Below are 16,202 nucleotides of genomic sequence, written 5' to 3'. Positions count from 1 at the left end.
ATTAGTTCGCCTTCTTTCCGCTCGACATCCCGGGCTTGATGACGACCTTGGTCCAACCCTCAGACCTGGCGTCGAAGTTCCTGTAGGCGTCGGCAGCCTGCTCCAGCGAGATCTCGTGGGAGACGATCCAGGACGGCTTCGCCTTGTCAGCCGCAATCAGATCCCGCAGCCGGCGGTTGTATCGCTTGACCGGGGCTTGACCGGTTCCCATGGTCTGCCCCTTGAACCAATGCATGCCGAAGTCGATTGCTGCCTTGCCCTGCTTGGCCAAGTCGCTCTTGGCCCCCGGATCCTGAGGAATGAACACGCCGACGGTGCCGATCCCGCCGGTGAAACGAACCGCGTTGATGAGCATGTTCAGCGTGGCAGCAGTGTCTTCGTTGCCCTGAGGATCGTGTGCCTGATAGCCCACGCACTCGCAGCCACGGTCGGCACCGAGCCCCATCGTCTCGTCCAACACAGCCTGCACAGGATCGGTCTTGGAGTCGTCGATGGCGATCGCCCCGATCTGCTCGGCCAGCGCGAGCCGGTCGGGGTGGCGATCGACCACCATCACCTTCGAGGCGCCCTTGATCGTCGCGGACAGGGCAGCCATCAGCCCCACCGGTCCGGCCCCGGCGATCACGACGCTGTCGCCCGGGATCACGCCAGCCATCTCGGTGGCGTGGTAACCGGTTGGGAAGATGTCGGAGAGCATGACGTAGTCGTTCTCCTTCTCCTGCGCGTCCTCACCCAGACGCAGCGCGTTGTGGTCGCCGAAGGGCACCCGGAGCAGCTCCGCCTGCCCGCCGCCGTACGGGCCCATGTCTGCGAACCCGTAGGCCGCACCGGCGAACGACGGCTCCGGCTGCGTCGTCAGGCAGTAATTCGTGAGCCCGCGCTCGCAGTTCTTGCAGAACCCGCACGAGATATTGAACGGCAGGACGACCCGGTCGCCCACCTTGACCTTCTCCACGCCCTGACCGACCTCAACCACCTCGCCCATGTTCTCGTGACCGAACGTCCGGCCCTTTTCGAAAGAGGTCCGCCCCTCATACATGTGCAGGTCCGAGCCACAGATGTTGGTGGTCGTAACCTTGACCAGTACGTCGGTGGGTCGCTCGATCTTCGCGTCCGGAACATCCGTGACCGCGACATCGCGAGGTCCCTGATAGACCACAGCCTTCATGGTGAGTCTCCAATCGTCGTGCGTGGTGAACTTCCAACCTCTTCACACTCACAGTGGGACGTCGGTGAGTCAAGTGAGAGTCCCATCGAGTGAGCCCCATCAAGCGGGTTGGCAGGATTTCCTTGGTTTGAATCGCCCTGGGTTTTGTTCCTAGGGTTTTCCGTGGCTGGCGATTGCCAGCCCGGATGATTCGTGGTCAGCGTAGTACGCCGCCTCGACTTCGGCTGGGGTGCGGAGGTCGAGCTCGCCGTGCAGCCGCTGGTTGTTCCACCACCACACGTATTCGAGGGTCGCGATCTCGACTTGCTCGACCGTGCGCCAGGGGCCTTGGCGGCGGATCAGTTCGGTCTTGTAGAGCCCGTTCACGGCCTCCGCGAGGGCGTTGTCGTAGCTGTCACCGACGGTCCCGGTCGACGGTTTCGCACCAAGCTCGACGATGCGATCTGTGTAGACCAGCGACATGTAGTTCGACCCGTGATCGGCGTGATGGACCAGCCCGTCGAGGTTCCCTCCAGCACTCCAGGCGGCCATCTCGAGCGCCTGGAGCGGCAGGATGTCGGCTCGCAACGTCGCCGCGACGTTCCAGCCCACGATGCGACGAGAGAACACGTCAGTGACGAACGCGACGTACGCGAACCCGGACCACGTCGCGACGTACGTGATGTCGGCGACCCAGAGTCGGCGCGGGGCATCCGCAGTGAACCGGCGGTTTACGAGGTCCGTGGGCCGTTCCAGGGCAGGGTCGGGCGTGGTGGTGAACACCTTCTTGGATCGCTTCACCCCGCGCACTCCGGCCAGCCGCATCAACCGTCCCGTCTGGTCGCGGCCGATCTCCCACCCTTGCCGGCGCATCAGAGCGTGCATCTTCCGCACCCCGTAGACGGCGTAGTTCTCACCGTGCAAGCGGACAATCTCGGGCACCAACAGCTGGTCGTGCAGCGTCCTGGCGGACGGGGTGCGGGTCTTGCTGGCCCGGTACCCGCAGGCGGTGAGGAACCCACTGTCTGTCGCACTGATCGTGCGACAGATGGCCTCGACCCCGAAACGATCCCGGAACATGTCAACGAACCGGATCATCTCGTCGTGGGGCGGTCGAGTTCCGCTGCGAAAAACGCGGACGCTGCCTTCAGGATCTCGTTCGCGCGGCGCAGCTCAGCGTTCTCCCGCTTCAAGCGTTTGATCTCCGCGAGCTCGTCGCTGGTCACGCCGGGGCGCGTGCCGGCGTCGACCTCAGCGCGGCGACGCCACTTGCGTAGCGTTTCCGGGCCCACGCCGAGCTTCGCGCCCACGTGCCGGATCGCCGCATACTCGGTCTCGTGCTCAGGCAACGCGCCCTCGAGCATCCGCAACGCTCGCTGCCGGAACTCCGGCGGAAATTGACGGGGCATGATCCATCTTCCCAAACAAGGCGGAACAAAACCCAGGACGATTCAACCACGGGTCGAATCGAGCAACTGATCCGCGACGCGCTCGCCTCGGGACAGCAGCAGCTTGCCCGCGACCAGGCCGAAGCCGAACACGCCGCGGACCAAGCCCGCGAACGCGAGAAACTCCGCCGCGCCCGCCGCAACAAGGAACGCCGCGAACGACGCCGCCGCACCACGAAACTGGCAGCGTCGACTGAGCGAGCCCGCGAGTCGAAGCCACGCACCTCCCCTCCGGAACAGCAGCCTGCCCTGATTCCCAACCAGGACAGCAAACCCGGCGAACCGGCACCGTTCTGACCTGGGCGGTTCGGGCATCGCACTGCGGTTCGAGCATGGTGTGCCATGCCCCGGCCAAAGTCCGATGCCCCGACCGACCCGACCCAAGCAGATCACCACGCAAACGGGTCAGGCTTCGACTCGTCTCTGTGCTCCGCGCTCAGCCGCCGTTCCACCAGTTCATCTCGACACGGTCGCTGCGCGACCTACTCGACGAACGGGGCTAACCCCGCGCTTGTGTGCACAGACCATCAAAGGGGGGTGGGCGAGCCAGACTCAACCCGAGCGAGACCCGCAAAGACGAGACGAGGTCGTTCCCGCCGGGGACGACCGGACGCAACCCAACCGGGTTTCCACGAAAGAGAGTTGGCTTCGACTCGTCGCTGCGCTCCTCGCTCAGCCGGCGTACCCCGTGTAGCCAAGCTCACGCCGTCGACGACCAGACCCCAGTTCTACACGATGTAGAGTTCCGGCCGTGTCAACGCTTCGCATGCTCCCCCCGATCGTCCTGCTCTCCTCCCTGGCCCTGCTCGGCGCTGGCTGCGCCGATACCAGCAAACCGGCAACAGCCCCGACCCCACAGCCCTCGATGGGATCGATGAGTCATCCCCCGAAGGCCGGCGCCAAGGGCGGCAGCGGGATGTCGATGGGGGCACCGGCCGAGTGCCGACCCGCGCCCAAGCGCACCGCCCCGCCGCAGCGCGTGGTGACCATGGACGCCGGGGCGGCCGCGATCCTGATCAAGCTCGGCGTGGGCGACAAGATCGTCGGTACCGCGGCGCCCGACTTCAAGAAGGCCTTCGCCGGCAACCCCATCGAGCAGCAACTCAATGCCGTTCCGGTGATCGATCCCGGTCGCGGCAACCAGGAGGCCGTGCTGGCCGCGCGGCCCGAGCTGGTCACCGGGATCTCCCCCTTCGAGCTCGGCGGCTTCGACGGTACGCCGACCCCGGAAATCCTGCAGCAGAAAGGAATCGACTCCTACGTCTCCTGCGATCCCGCGAACCAGGCCGTGACCGGCATCGAGCAGACCTACGACTACGTCCGCGAGCTCGCCACCTTGATGGGGGTCGCCGAGCGCGGCGAGCAACTCGCCGCCGAACTGCAGCAGCAGGCACAGGTGACCAAGCCGCAGACCGCGCCGAAGGTGCTGTTGCTCTCCGCTGCCCCGACCGGCGGCCAGGCGATCAACACCAGCGGCGGCGCCAGTCTGGCCAACGGCATCGTCACCCTGGCCGGCGGCCGCAACCTCGCCGCCGGTACCGCCGCCCGCTATGCCACCCTGTCCGCGGAAACCGTGGCCGCGGAGGACCCCGAACTGATCGTGGTGATGTCCGGGCTGAACAAGCAGACCCCGGAGCAGCTCACCGAGGCGGTCCGCACCAGCCCGCTGCTCGCCGGCACCACCGCCGTGCGCACCGGAAAGATCGTGACCGTCCCGCAGTCGATCATGCTCTCCCCCAGCCTGCTGAATCCGCAAGCCGTGCAGAAGATTTCGGCGGCCCTGCCGACGACGTGAGCGCGCCGGCGATCGCCCCCGGGCGATCCGGCGTACGCCACCCACCGCTCGCGCTGCTGCTCGGCGTCGCCACCATCGCCCTCGCCGGGTCCATGGTGCTGGCGATCGGCGTCGGCGCGGTGAGCATCGCCCCCGGTGACGTGCTGGGGGCGATTGTCCGCGGCCTGCAAGGGAATCCGGCCGTCGGCCCGACCGACTTCATCGTCCAGCAGCTCCGCGTACCACGCGTGCTGCAGGCCGCATTCGTCGGTGCCGGGCTGGCCTGTGCCGGCGTGATCGTGCAGGCGATCGTCGCCAACCCGATCGCCGATCCCTATGTGGTCGGGCTTTCCTCGGGTGCGGGCCTGGGCGCGGTGATCGCGATCACCACCCTGGGCGCGACCTTCGCCGGTACGCTCACCCTGCCGGCGGCGGCGTTCGCCGGGGCCGCGCTCACCGGCGTACTGGTCTTCCTGCTGGCCCGCGGCGCCGCCGGCCTGCAGGCCGCCCCGCTGGTCCTGGTCGGGATCGCGATCGGCAGTCTGCTGGGCGGCGTCACCTCCTTCCTGATCCTGCGCGCCTCCGCCGCCGAGACCAGCCGCGACGTGATGTTCTGGCTGCTCGGTTCACTGTCCGGCGCACAGTGGCGGCTGGTCTGGGTCAGCGCACCGCTGATCCTGCTCGGGGTGCTTGCCCTGGCGGCCTCCGCGCACCGGCTGAACGTGCTCGCCCTCGGCGATGAGAGCGCATCCGCCCTGGGCAGCCGGCCGGGACGGGCGCGGGCCTGGTTCTTCGCGCTGGCGGCCCTGCTGACCGGGGCCGCGGTCTCGGTGAGCGGCGCGATCGGGTTCGTCGGGCTGGTGGTGCCCAATGTCGGCCGGCTGCTCGTCGGCGCCGATCATCGCCGGCTGGTGACCCCTGCGCCGCACTGCTCGGGGCCCTGCTGGTGGTCTGGGCCGACACCGCCGCGCGCACCGTGCTCGCCCCCACCGAGGTCCCGATCGGCATCCTCACCGCCGTCGTCGGCGTCCCCGCCTTCGTGCTGGCGATCCGCCGCCAGGTGGTTGACCCGCGATGACCACCGTCAGCTTCGACCGGATCGATGCCGCCCGGGGCCGCCGCCCGGTGCTGCGGGAGGTCTCCTGGCAGGTCGACAGTGGCGGCTTCGGCGCGGTCGTCGGCCCGAACGGCAGCGGCAAGTCGACCCTGCTCGGCACCCTCTACGGCGTGATCAGCCCGACCGCCGGGCGCGCCCTGCTCGGCGATACCCCGATCACCGCGCTCTCCCCGCGCGCCCGGGCCCGCCGGGTCGGCGTACTCACCCAGAACGACGCCGCCGGCGCCGGTCTCACCGCAGCCGAGCGGATCACCCTCGGCCGCGCCGCCCATCTGGGCACCTTCGGCCGACTCACCGAACCCGACCGGACCGCCGTGCATCGGGCGGCCGAGCGTGCGGAATGTCTTGCTCTGTTGGATCGGCCGCTGGTCACCCTGTCCGGCGGCGAGCGTCAGCGGGTGCTGCTCGCCCGCGCCCTGGCCGCCGAGCCGGAGGTGCTGGTGCTCGACGAACCCACCAACCACCTCGACCCGCGGCACCAGTTGCTGGTACTCGACCTGGCCCGCGCCTCCGGGTGCACGGTGCTCGCGGCGCTGCATTCACTGGATCTGGCGGCGGCGTACGCCGACACGGTGCTGGTGCTCGACGCCGGGCGGGCCGTCCGGGTCGGGCCCCCGGCGGCGGCGCTCACCCCGGACAGCGTGCGCGAGGTCTTCGGCGTACACGCCTCCCACGTCCCCGACCCGGACACCGACCGGACGCGGATCCTGGTGCGCCGGGTCGCTCACTGAAGCCGATCGGCCAGCAATCGAGCGGCCGCGATCTCTGCCCCGGCAGGGAATCCGCGGGGCAGCACCAGGGTCAGCACCGCCCGGCCGTCGGCGGCGACGGCCTGCCGGGAGCCGGGCAGCGCACCGTCCACCACGATCGCGCGGACCGGCGGCTCGTCGAGCACCATCGTCAGGTGCCCGACCCGCGCCGCGGCATCGAGCAACCCGTCGAACACCGCCCCGGCGTCGGCGCCGGGCACCGCGAGATCGGCCAGCAGCACCCGGTCGTCATCGAACCAGATGACCTCACCTGCTGCCTGCCGCTCGCGGCGACCCGGCGTACGCCCCAGAGCCTGCGTCAGCTCGTGGTCGCTCAGCTCCGGAATCACGAGCCGCCGTTTCAGATTCAGCGCTTCGGCAGGGCCGCGGCACTGGCCTGTGCCGTGGTGGCGTCATCGCCCGGCACATCGGGGATGCCCGCCTCGCGGCGCAGCTGGGCCACCAGTTCGTTGGCCTGCTTCAGTTCCTCGGACTCCATCTTGAAGCCCTTCATCTTGCCGGCCGGGTTGATCGTGCCACCCACGTTGTAGGTGTAGATCTCACCGGGCAGCGGAACGCCGACACAGCCGGTGCTGCGCCTGGCCGGCAGCTGCCCGTCGACCAGCCAGGTCAGCGCCGGCTTGTCCACGCATTCGGTGCCGTAGGGGAAGACACCGTGCGATCCCTCGTTGTCGATCAGCACCGACTTGGACTTCTTGAACTTCTTCATCGACGCCTCCGCACCCTCATAGGCGGTGGCGGCATCGAACTCCGACTGCAGGAACAGCACCCCGGGGATGTCCTTGTCCTTCAGCTCGGGGAAGCCCTTCTCCTGCGCCGGCCAGAACGCGCACGCCGGGATCGACTGCAGCATCCCGGTCAGCGGCGCCCGCTTGAAACCGTCGGTGAGCTTCTGCTCCCACACGTTCAGGTCGGTGGTCCACTGGCCGTCCTGGCAACGGATCGCCTCGAACGCGCCGTCCTCCTGCTTGAGGTTCGGCGTACCCTCGGCGACCGCCTTGCTGGCGGTGCGGTATTCACCGAGCGCCTGGTCGAGGTTGGCGTTCGCGATCTGCCGGGCATCGGCCGAGATGTCCATCCTGGCAAGGTTTTCCCGCACCTCGGCGAGTGCCACCGGCACCCGCTGCTGCGCCTTGGTGCCGTAGGGCAGCCGGAAGTCCTCCCGCTCGGTCCCGGTGGTCCGGTTCGACAGCGCGGACAGGATCGCGCCGGCCGCCTCGTACTGATCGGTGGAGTACATCGCCTGGATGACGGTGTTCGCACCGAACAGCAGGTTGAAGTAGTTGTCGAAACCACCGGCGGCCTCGAACTTGGTCCGGGCCTCCATCGAGGTGGTGCCCATCTTGTACTTGTCGTTGTGACGGGCCAGGTAGGGCAGCATCATGTCCTGGAACTGCCGGTCCCGGGTGCCGGGCTGCAGATCCCAGGTGCGCTCCAGGGTGCCGGTGGACATGTCCACCGAGGAGTCGAGGATGAACCGGTCGGTCTTCGAGGGGAAGGTGGCGGCGTACGAACCCCCGAGCCAGGTCCCGTAGGAGTAGCCGATGTAGTTCATCTTCGGCTCCCCGAGCAGGTGCCGGATGAAGTCCATGTCCAGATTCGTCTGGCGGGTGGTGATGAACGGCGTCAGCGGGTTGTTCAGGCAGCCGTCGGCGTACTTCTTCGCCGCCTCGGCCTGGGTGCTGGCGTTCGCGTCGTAGGTGCAGACCAGTCGGGTGGACTGGCCGACGCCGCGCGGGTCGAAACCGATGGTGTCGTAGACCGCGCCGACATCGGGCGAGCGCTGCTGCATGGCGGCCGACCAGCCGAGCCCCGAGCCGCCGGGCCCGCCGGGATTGATCAGCATGATGCCGCGGCGTTTGGCCGGATCCTTGGCCCTGACCCGGGAGATCTCGACGGTGATGGTGTTCCCGTCCTTGGCGCGGTACCAGTCCCGCGGCACGGTGACGGTGGCGCACTGCAGGCCCGGGGTCGCCAGCAGCCGGTCGGCGGTCGCCTTGGGCAGGTCGGGGAACTTGCAGGTCTTCCAGGCGAGCTGCTGGTTGCGCAGCTTGGCGTCGACCAGATCGGCGACCTGGGGTTCGCTCCGGCTGGGCGGGGCGGCCGGCGCCGCGGGCGCGGTGGCCACGGCGCCGGTGACGAGCAGCAGGGCCGAGCCGGTCAGGCCGGCGGCGATCCGGGTGGCACGGCGGTGTGCCGGTGGCTGGGGTGATGGGCGCATCTGTTCTCCTGTGGGGCTGGGGTCCGGCCAACGTAGTGAAAGCGGTGGCCGGCGGGAACAGAGATCGAACGGCGCCAGACGAAAGTACTGGTTTGGGCGGTGACCGCCGACTTTGCTTTACTCAGCGGGACCGGAGGACCGGTCGGGGTGTGGGAGGACGCGGGGATGATCGACCGGATACGGCAGCGAGTGGGCGCCCAGCCGCTCAGCGCGGGCTGGCTGGCCGTCGGCGCCTTCGCCGTCTACACCCTGCTCTCCACGCTGCAGTGGCGCCGCTACGAATCGCCGTCGTGGGACCTGGGCATCTTCACCCAGGTGGTGCAGCAGTACGCCCGGCTGCAGCCGCCGATCGTGCACATCAAGGGCGCGGACTACAACATCCTCGGCGATCACTTCCACCCGATCCTGGCGCTGCTGGCGCCGATCTATGCGGTCTTCCCCTCGGCGTACACGCTGTTGCTGCTGCAGGCGCTGCTGGTCGCGATCTCGGTGTTCTTCATCGCCAAGACCGCCCACGAGCAGCTCGGCGCCGCGGCCGGCTGGCTGATCGGGCTGGCGTACGCCATCTGCTGGGGCGTCCAGCAGGCGGTGGTGGTGCAGTTCCACGAGGTCGCGATGGGTGCGCCGATCCTGGCGATCGCACTGTGGGCGCTGCTGCGGAAGTCCTGGCTGACCGCGGCGATCTGGGGCAGCCTGCTGGTCTTCGTCAAAGAGGACCTGGGGCTGACCGTCCTCGTCTTCGGCCTGGTGCTGGCCTGGCGCTCGAAGCGCTGGATCCTCGGTGGCGCGGTCGCCGCCTGGGGCCTGGTGATGTTCGTCCTCACCACCAAGGTCTTCCTGCCCGCGCTGAACCCGAACAGCCAGTACGACTACGACAAGTACCTCGATATGAGCCAGGTGCTCGCCGACCCGTTCGGCAACCTCGCCGAGATCCTCACCAACGACAAGAAGATGGCGACGGTGCTGCTGCTGCTCGCCTGCACCGGGTTCTTCCTGCTCCGCTCCTCGCTGGCCTGGCTGGTGCTGCCGACGCTGGCCTGGCGGTTCCTGTCCAACAACGAGGGCCACTGGGGCCAGACCTGGCACTACTCACTGATGCTGATGCCGATCGCGTACGCCGGCGCGGTCGACGGGATCGCGAAGCTGCGGGAGTCGGGGGTGCCGTTCCTCAGGGCGTACGCCCGGCACGGCGCAGTGGTGGTGCTCACCTTCGCGCTGGCGATCTTCAACCAGTTGCCGCTGTTCGAGCTGCGCAACCCCGAGCAGTGGAAGACCGACGGTCGGCAGGAGTCGGCGAAGCGGGTGCTGGCGGTGGTACCGGAGGAGGTCACCGTGGCCAGCGACGTCTCGCTGATGGCCTATCTGGTGTCGAAGCGCGACGTCTACTACATCGGCCAGCAGGGGAACCCGGTCGAGGACTACCTGGTCGTCGACACCATCGGCGGTGGCTGGAGCGGCCCGATCGACGTGGTCACCTACGGCGGCCAGATCCACCCCGGCAGCCGCTGGGAGAAGGTCCTGGACGAGAACGGCTACCAGGTCGCCCGCCGCCTCTGACCCGGTACGTCGGCTGAGGGACGAGCATCTCCCCACGTCGGCTGAGCGACGAGGAACGAGGAGTCGAAGCCACGTCCACGCTCATCGAGTAGCTGGCCCGGCGTAGCGAAGCGGAGCCGGGTCAGCGTGTCGAGATGAAGAGCCCGCAGGTTGAGGAGTTACCACGCGTGCGCCGGAGCGGCGCGCTGGGCCGCGCGCGCTCGTCGGCTCGGAGGCACGCGTGGCAACTTCTCGACCTACGTGCCACCCGTGGCTTCGACTCGCTGGCGCTCGCTCAGCCGACGGGTGAAGGGTGACGCTCGCTCAGCCGACGGGTGAGCGAGCGCTCGGGCGACGGGCGGTCAGGCGGTCTTGGCCCGCGGTACCAGCACGGGCGCGACCCGGTGCCGGGCCACCGCGAGCGCGGAGGCGGCCAGGCCGATCACCAGCCAGAGCACGGTCACCCCGACCGCGTCCGCCAACCCCGTGCCGTTGGTCATGATCGAGCGGATGCCGTGCAGCACCGGCGTAAGCGGCAGGAATGGGGTGACCGCGTCGAAGAACGCGGGGACCGCGGAGGTCATCCCGGCGGCGGCGACCAGCGTCACCATGACCACCGAGACGAGCCGGCCGAAGCCGCCCCACCAGGCCGCCAGTGCATGGTTCAGCACCGCGAACGTCGCCCCACCGAGCAGCATCAGCAGCAGTACGCCGAAGGTCTGGCCCGCGGAGAGGCCGAGCACGAGCTGCCCGACCGCGGTGAGCGCGAGCGCCTGCACGGCGGCGATCGCCACCCCCGGCGCCAGTGCCAGCCCGACGAGCTGCCAGGTCGGCCGGCGCGAGGTGAGCACCCGCGCGGAGACCGCGCGGACCACCAGATAGGTGGCCAGACCGCCGAGCCAGAGCGCCAGCACCATCAGCAGCGAGGTGGCGGTGGCCTGCGCGACCAGCTCCGGGGTGCCGTTGCCGGCGACCGGCTGGGCGACGACCTGCTTGAGGTTGTCCCGCTCGGCCGGGGAATAGCTGGGCACCTTGTCCGCACCCTCGGCGACCCCGTTGGCCAGCTCCCGCTGCCCGTTGGCGAGCTGGCGGCCGCCATCGGCCGCCTGGGCGAGCCCGTCGCTGAGCTGGGCCCCGCCGGTGGCGAGCTGGTCGGCACCGGGCTTCAGGCCGGTGTTCACCCCGTCGGCGAGCTGGCGGGCGCCGGTCGCCGCGGTCCCGATGCCGTCCACGTACTGCCCGACCCCGTCGGAGAGCTGCCGCAGACCCGGCGCCAGCTGCGCCACCCCATCGGTGTACTGCGTGGTGCCGTCGGCGAGCTGGCGGGCGCCGGCGGCCGCGGACCCGATGCCGTCCACGTACTGGCCGACCCCGTCGGAGAGCTGCCGCAGACCCGGCGCCAGCTGGGAGACCCCGTCGGTGTACCGCTTCGTCCCGTCGGCCAGCTCGCGGAGCTGGGCGGCCTGGGTGGGCAGGCCCTCGAGCTGCGGCAGGGTCCGGTCGACGACCTGGTTCACCCCGGCGACGTAGCCGGTCAGCCCGGGCGCGAACTGCGCGGCACCGTCGGCGGCGCCGGTCACCCCGGCGAAGTAGGCCGCGCTGCCGTCCCGGTAGGCGGTCGCACCGGTGCGATACTTCGCGACGCCCTGCTGGTACGCCGCAGCGCCCTGCTGCAGTTCGCTCACACCGGGCCGCAGCTCCTGCACCCCGGCCCGCAGCGGGGCCGCGGCGCCGCTCAACCGGTCGGCGCCGTCGGCGAGTTGCCTGCCGCCGGCCGGGAGCTGCGCACCGCTCTCCACGAGTCGGTCACCGCCGGCGGTGAGCGTCCGGCCGCCCTGGACGAGCTGGGTGGAGCCGGCCGACAGGGTGCCGGCCTGCTTGCGCAGGGCCGCCTTCTCGGTATCGCTCATCTGGTCGTAGGCGCCGCTGGAGATCGCGGTCAGGAACTGCTGCAGACCCTGGTCGTAGGTCTGCACCGCGGAGGCGTACTGGTCGACGCCACCGGCGAACTGCTTGGTGCCGTCCACGTACTGGTTCACCCCGGTGCTGTAGCTGCGGGCGCCACCGGCCAGTTCGTCGAGTCCGCCGGTGAAGTCGTCGACGCCGTCGACGAGTCTGGCGGTGCCGTCCACCGACTTCGAGGTGCCGTCGGCGAGCTCGGCGGCCCCGGTGCCGAGGCCCGCGGCACCGTCGGCCAATCCGACCGCGCCGTCCTGCACGGCGGGGGTGTTCTGCTTGAGCTGCTGCAACCCATCGTTGATCCTGCCGAAGCCGTCGGTGAGTGGCTGGCCACCGGCCCGCAGCTGTTCCAGACCGGCCTTCGCCTCGGGCGCGCCGGCCGCCTGCTGCTCGATGCCGGTGGCGACCTGATCGACCCCGGCGGCGATCTGCGGCCCGGCCGGGGCGAGCTGGGCGGCCCCGTCGGCCGCCTGGTTGGCGCCGGTCTTCAGCTGCTGGCCGGCGGTCCCGGCCTGCTCCAGACCCGTCGCGAGCTGGCTGGCCCCGTTGGCGAGCTGCGGGCCGTTGGCGGCGAGTTGGCCCGCCCCGTCGGCCGCACGGGCGGCGCCGGTCTTCAGCTGCTGGCCGCCGGCGTGGGCGGCGGCCAGGCCGTCGGCGAGCTGCCCGGCCCCGGTACCGGTCTGGCCGACCCCCTCGGCGAGCGAGCGCTGCCCGTCGGCGAGCTGCTTGCTGCCGTCCCGGGACTGGTCGAGGCCGTCGGCCAACCCGGCGCCACCATCGGCGAGCCGGGCGGTGCCGTCGGCGAGGGTCTTGAACTGTTCCCCGGACTGGTTGAAACCGATGTAGACGTTGTCCAGGTAGGTCTCGGTGAGGGTGGTGTTCAACTGGCCGCGGGCGGTCTCGGCGATCACCTGGGCGACCCCGGCATCGGCGACCCCGGCCGAGGTGGAGGTCTGCACCGTGATCCGGGCCTGCTGCGCCCGATCGGCGTCACGGGCATAGGAGGTGGCGTTGGCCGAGAACTCCTTCGGGATGGTCACCACCGCGGCATACCGGCCGGATTCCAGCCCGGCCTTCGCCCCGGCCTGGTCGGCCAGCACCCAGCGGAAGTTGTCGTCGCGGCGCTCGGTCAGCCCGGCGGCGAGCTGACGGCCGAGCGGGACCGGCTGCCCGTTCACCTCGACCATCTCGTCGTTGTTCACGACCGCGGCCTCGACGCGGTGCAGCCGGCTCTGCGAGTTCCAGGTGGCGCCGAGGAAACCGAGCGCCACCAGGATCGGCACCAGCAGCACCCCGATGATGGACCACAGGCGAACCGGACGATCGGTGCCGGCACGTTCCAGATCGAAGGTGCGCGTACGCATCAAAGCTCCTGCTTTCCGTTGCTGGGAACGAGTTCTGCGGGTTCGGCCGCAGCGGGTGGGGCCAGGGTGAAGGCGTCGAAGCCGCGCGGGGCCAGGTCGGCGACGACGTCGATGTCGGCGACCCCGAGGATCACCCCGGGGCGGCGCTGCCCATCACCGACCTCTTCGATCAGGCTGGCGATGGCGGCGCGCTCGTCGTGGTCACCGACCGCGTCGGCGCCGTCGACGATGATCAGCTCGACCTGCCGGTCCCGCAGGGCGGCGGTCAGGTCGTTTCGTACGGTGCCATGCCGGCCCTCGACGAAGGCGACCTTGCGGCGTACGCCACCGGCCTGCTCGGGCAGCACCAGACCGGCCACCTTGATCCGGCCGTCGACCGCCCGGACCCGGCCGGCCAGGCCGAACAGCGTCGGGGTGCGCACCTCCGGTTCGCCCTCCAGCACCAGCACCTGCCCGGGCGCCAGATGCAGATCGGCCGGTGCGGCGATCGGACCGTGGTGGTCGCGTACCCCGTAACCCTCGGTGCGCACCACATCGGTGCTGCCGGGATGGGGCCAGTCGCGCAGCGCCAGCATGTGCTCCAGCGCCTCGCCCTCGACGTCGAAGGACGGCAGCCGCCGATCCAGCCAGCGCGGCAGCCACCACGCGCGATCGCCGAGCAGCGCGAGCACCGCCGGTACCAGGGTCATCCGGACGATGAAGGCGTCCACCGCGACGCCGACCGCGAGGCCGAAGGCGATCGGTTTGATCGGTCCCTCGCCGTTGGGTACGAAGAAGGCGAAGACCGCGAACATGATGACCGCGGCGGCGGTCACCACCTTGGCCGAGCCGATGAAGCCGGTTTCGATGGCATGCCTTGCCCGGTTGGGATTGCGGGGATCGCCGTGGACGTAGTCCTCGCGCATCCGGGAGACCAGGAAGACCTCGTAGTCCATCGCGAGCCCGAACAGGATGCCCATCAGCAGGATCGGATAGAACGAGATCACCGGCATCGGCTTCTCGAGATTGATCAGGTCCTTGCCCCAACCGTAGCTGAACACCATCGCGGTGGCACCGAAGGCGACGCCGACCGAGAGCAGATAGCCGATGGTGGCCTTGATCGGGACCGCGATCGAGCGGAACACCATGGTCAGCAGGATCAGCGAGAAGCCGACGACGAAGATGCCGAAGGGGAGCAGCGCGGCGGCCAACCGGTCGGTGATGTCGATCTGGATGGCGGTGATACCGGTGACCGCGGTCTCGGTGCCGTAGCGCTGCTGCCACTGGTCCTGGTTGTCGCGCAGGGTCTGCACGAGCTGTTTGGTGGACTCATCGGTCGGCCCGCCGGTCGGGATCACCTGGATGAATGCGGTGTCGGCGTTCGGATTCGGGGTGGCCACCGGTACCGAGGCGACGCCGGGCAGCTGCTCGATCTCGCGCTTCAGGTCGTCGACCAGGCCGAGCGGGTCGGTGGACTGGATGATGTCGGCGGTGACGATCAGCGGGCCGTTGTAGCCGGGTCCGAACTTCTGCTCGATCAGATCGTAGGTGATCCGGTCCGGGGCGGTCGCCGCGTGCTGACCGGAGTTCGGCAGGGACAGCCGCATGTCCTTGGCCGGAACGGACAGTGCGCCGAGCGCGACCAGCACGAGCACGATGGTGACGATCGGGGCGCGGGTGACCAGGCGTACCCAGCGGGCCCAGATGCCGCGCTGCTGCCGGGCGGCCAACGCCTCGTGGTCGATCTCGCCGCGGGCGTGCCGGGGCCGCAGCCGTTCACCGAGGAAGCCGAGGAAGGCCGGTACCAGGGTGAGCGCGACCAGCACCTGGAAGGCGACGGTGATCGCGGCGAAGATGCCCATCGCGCCGAGGAACGGGATCCCGGACAGGGTCAGCCCGACGAGCGCGATCACCACGGTCAGTCCGGCGAAGACGACCGCCGAGCCGGCGGTGGCGACCGAGCGGGCCGCGGACTCCTCGACCGGCATGCCGCGGCCGAGCTGGTCGCGGTGCCGGGAGATGATGAACAGCGCATAGTCGATGCCGACGGCCAGGCCGAGCATCAGCGCGAGCATCGGGGTGGTGCTGCTGAGTGAGGTGAAGCGGGTCGCGAACAGCATCGGCGCCATCGAGACGAGTACGCCGATCAGCGCGGTCGCGATCGGTACGAACCCGGCGACCACGCTGCCGAAGGTGAGGATCAGCACGATCAGCGCCAGGCCGACGCCGACGGCCTCCACCGCGGAGAGCTTCGGCACCTCGATCGAGAACGCCTCGCCGCCCATCGCGACGGTGCTGCCCGGTGGCATCAGCTGCTGGATCTCGGCCGCCTGCTCCTGCAGGTGTTCGCGTTCGGCGTCGGTGATCTCGCTGGCGTCGGTGCGCTTCAGCGAGACGTTGATCATCGCGGCGCTGCGGTCGGGGTTCACCATCCCCTTGATGAACTCGTCGAAGGGTGAGGTGGCGTTGTCCACCAGGTTTGAATTCTGTGTGAGCACGTCGATTCCGCGCTCGATGCCCTGGCGCACCTGCGGATTGTCGACGGTGTCGCCGGGTGGGGCGATCACCAGCACCGTGGCGCGGACACCGGCCACCTCGGGGAAGGTCTGCCGGAGCTGGGTCAGCGCCTCGGCCGCCGGGGCGCCCGGGATGTCGAACTGGTCGGAGAACTTGCCCATCGTGGCGCCGCCGAGCCCGACCAGCACCACCAGCGCCGCCAGCCAGCCGACCAGCACGCGCCGCCGCAACCGGAAGCACGCGTGGCCCAGACCGTAGAGGAAGGAGGACACCCCGACACCTTTCGATACAGATGTGTATGCGATACAGGACTGTATCCGATACAGTAGTGTACGCAAATCCGACTTCGTCAGGAGTTATGGCCGGTCCC

At 69.6% G+C, this 16,202-nt stretch carries 11 protein-coding genes, 1 pseudogene and 1 other annotated feature; of the genes and pseudogenes, 6 read left to right on the top strand and 6 right to left on the bottom strand.

The annotated features are described in order from the left end of the window. Nucleotide 1: 1 nt before the first annotated feature. Together C8D81_RS12335 and C8D81_RS12330 are read right to left on the bottom strand one after the other, a co-directional pair. Complete coding sequence (locus C8D81_RS12335; protein ID WP_094404396.1) at nucleotides 2-1,168, bottom strand: glutathione-independent formaldehyde dehydrogenase; 1,167 nt, start codon at nucleotides 1,166-1,168, stop codon at nucleotides 2-4. Nucleotides 1,169-1,318: 150 nt separating this feature from the next. Further along, a protein-coding gene (locus C8D81_RS12330; protein WP_407644073.1) for an IS3 family transposase occupies nucleotides 1,319-2,556 on the bottom strand; the annotation gives its coding sequence in 2 pieces (ribosomal slippage) (nucleotides 1,319-2,277 and nucleotides 2,277-2,556; 1,239 coding nt in all). Beyond that, nucleotides 2,160-2,284, bottom strand: a sequence feature (AL1L pseudoknot). (Overlaps the previous gene by 125 nt.) On the opposite strand from C8D81_RS12330, the gene C8D81_RS20960 reads away from it, so the two are divergent. The 5 genes and pseudogenes from C8D81_RS20960 (at nucleotide 2,485) to C8D81_RS12310 (ending at nucleotide 6,217) form a co-directional block, all read left to right on the top strand. Next, on the top strand, nucleotides 2,485-2,892 hold the full coding sequence (locus C8D81_RS20960; protein ID WP_166646779.1) for a hypothetical protein: 408 nt from the start codon (nucleotides 2,485-2,487) through the stop codon (nucleotides 2,890-2,892). The two genes, C8D81_RS12330 and C8D81_RS20960, sit on opposite strands and share 72 nt — an antisense overlap. A gap of 454 nt (nucleotides 2,893-3,346) precedes the next feature. Beyond that, nucleotides 3,347-4,390: an ABC transporter substrate-binding protein gene (locus tag C8D81_RS12320; protein ID WP_208109256.1), complete on the top strand. Its 1,044-nt coding sequence runs from the start codon at nucleotides 3,347-3,349 to the stop codon at nucleotides 4,388-4,390. A 92-nt stretch (nucleotides 4,391-4,482) separates the two neighbouring features. Next, nucleotides 4,483-5,226: pseudogene (locus C8D81_RS12315) on the top strand (FecCD family ABC transporter permease); the annotation flags it as partial. After that, nucleotides 5,118-5,447, top strand: a complete 330-nt coding sequence (locus C8D81_RS22005; RefSeq protein WP_456151929.1) for an iron chelate uptake ABC transporter family permease subunit — start codon at nucleotides 5,118-5,120, stop codon at nucleotides 5,445-5,447. The pseudogene C8D81_RS12315 and the gene C8D81_RS22005, both read left to right, overlap by 109 nt. Continuing rightward, nucleotides 5,444-6,217 carry an ABC transporter ATP-binding protein gene (locus tag C8D81_RS12310; protein WP_133626152.1) on the top strand — a complete coding sequence of 258 codons (774 nt, stop codon included), beginning with the start codon at nucleotides 5,444-5,446 and terminating at the stop codon, nucleotides 6,215-6,217. Before C8D81_RS22005 ends, C8D81_RS12310 begins: the two co-directional genes overlap by 4 nt. On the opposite strand, the gene C8D81_RS12305 is transcribed toward C8D81_RS12310, so the two are convergent. Continuing rightward, nucleotides 6,211-6,585 (bottom strand): hypothetical protein, encoded by a 375-nt coding sequence (locus C8D81_RS12305; protein ID WP_133626151.1) that lies wholly within the window; start codon nucleotides 6,583-6,585, stop codon nucleotides 6,211-6,213. The genes C8D81_RS12310 and C8D81_RS12305 overlap by 7 nt on opposite strands. Before the next feature lie 17 nt (nucleotides 6,586-6,602). Beyond that, nucleotides 6,603-8,477: an alpha/beta fold hydrolase gene (locus C8D81_RS12300; RefSeq protein ID WP_133626150.1), complete on the bottom strand. Its 1,875-nt coding sequence runs from the start codon at nucleotides 8,475-8,477 to the stop codon at nucleotides 6,603-6,605. A gap of 165 nt (nucleotides 8,478-8,642) precedes the next feature. Between C8D81_RS12300 and C8D81_RS12295 the strand changes: the two genes are divergently transcribed. Next, complete coding sequence (locus C8D81_RS12295) at nucleotides 8,643-10,034, top strand: DUF2079 domain-containing protein (protein WP_133626149.1); 1,392 nt, start codon at nucleotides 8,643-8,645, stop codon at nucleotides 10,032-10,034. Nucleotides 10,035-10,375: 341 nt separating this feature from the next. Here C8D81_RS12295 and C8D81_RS12290 read toward each other — a convergent pair whose 3' ends face one another. Together C8D81_RS12290 and C8D81_RS12285 are read right to left on the bottom strand one after the other, a co-directional pair. Then, nucleotides 10,376-13,336, bottom strand: a complete 2,961-nt coding sequence (locus tag C8D81_RS12290) for a YhgE/Pip domain-containing protein (RefSeq protein ID WP_133626148.1) — start codon at nucleotides 13,334-13,336, stop codon at nucleotides 10,376-10,378. Beyond that, the gene (locus tag C8D81_RS12285; RefSeq protein ID WP_094404388.1) at nucleotides 13,336-16,104 is read right to left on the bottom strand and encodes an MMPL family transporter; all 2,769 of its coding nucleotides are present in this window, start codon (nucleotides 16,102-16,104) and stop codon (nucleotides 13,336-13,338) included. Before C8D81_RS12285 ends, C8D81_RS12290 begins: the two co-directional genes overlap by 1 nt. Nucleotides 16,105-16,202: the final 98 nt, after the last annotated feature.

Origin of the sequence: Enemella evansiae, assembly GCF_004362375.1 — a bacterium.
GTDB lineage: Bacteria > Actinomycetota > Actinomycetes > Propionibacteriales > Propionibacteriaceae > Enemella > Enemella evansiae.
This window is presented reverse-complemented; position numbering and strand designations above follow the sequence as displayed.

Bases quoted from the DNA above. Each gene is read 5' to 3' on its own strand.
- C8D81_RS12300 (WP_133626150.1), bottom strand. From the start codon at position 8,477: ATGCGCCCATCACCCCAGCCACCGGCACACCGCCGTGCCACCCGGATC.
- C8D81_RS12295 (WP_133626149.1), top strand. From the start codon at position 8,643: ATGATCGACCGGATACGGCAGCGAGTGGGCGCCCAGCCGCTCAGCGCG.
- C8D81_RS12290 (WP_133626148.1), bottom strand. From the start codon at position 13,336: ATGCGTACGCGCACCTTCGATCTGGAACGTGCCGGCACCGATCGTCCG.
- C8D81_RS12335 (WP_094404396.1), bottom strand. From the start codon at position 1,168: ATGAAGGCTGTGGTCTATCAGGGACCTCGCGATGTCGCGGTCACGGAT.
- C8D81_RS12310 (WP_133626152.1), top strand. From the start codon at position 5,444: ATGACCACCGTCAGCTTCGACCGGATCGATGCCGCCCGGGGCCGCCGC.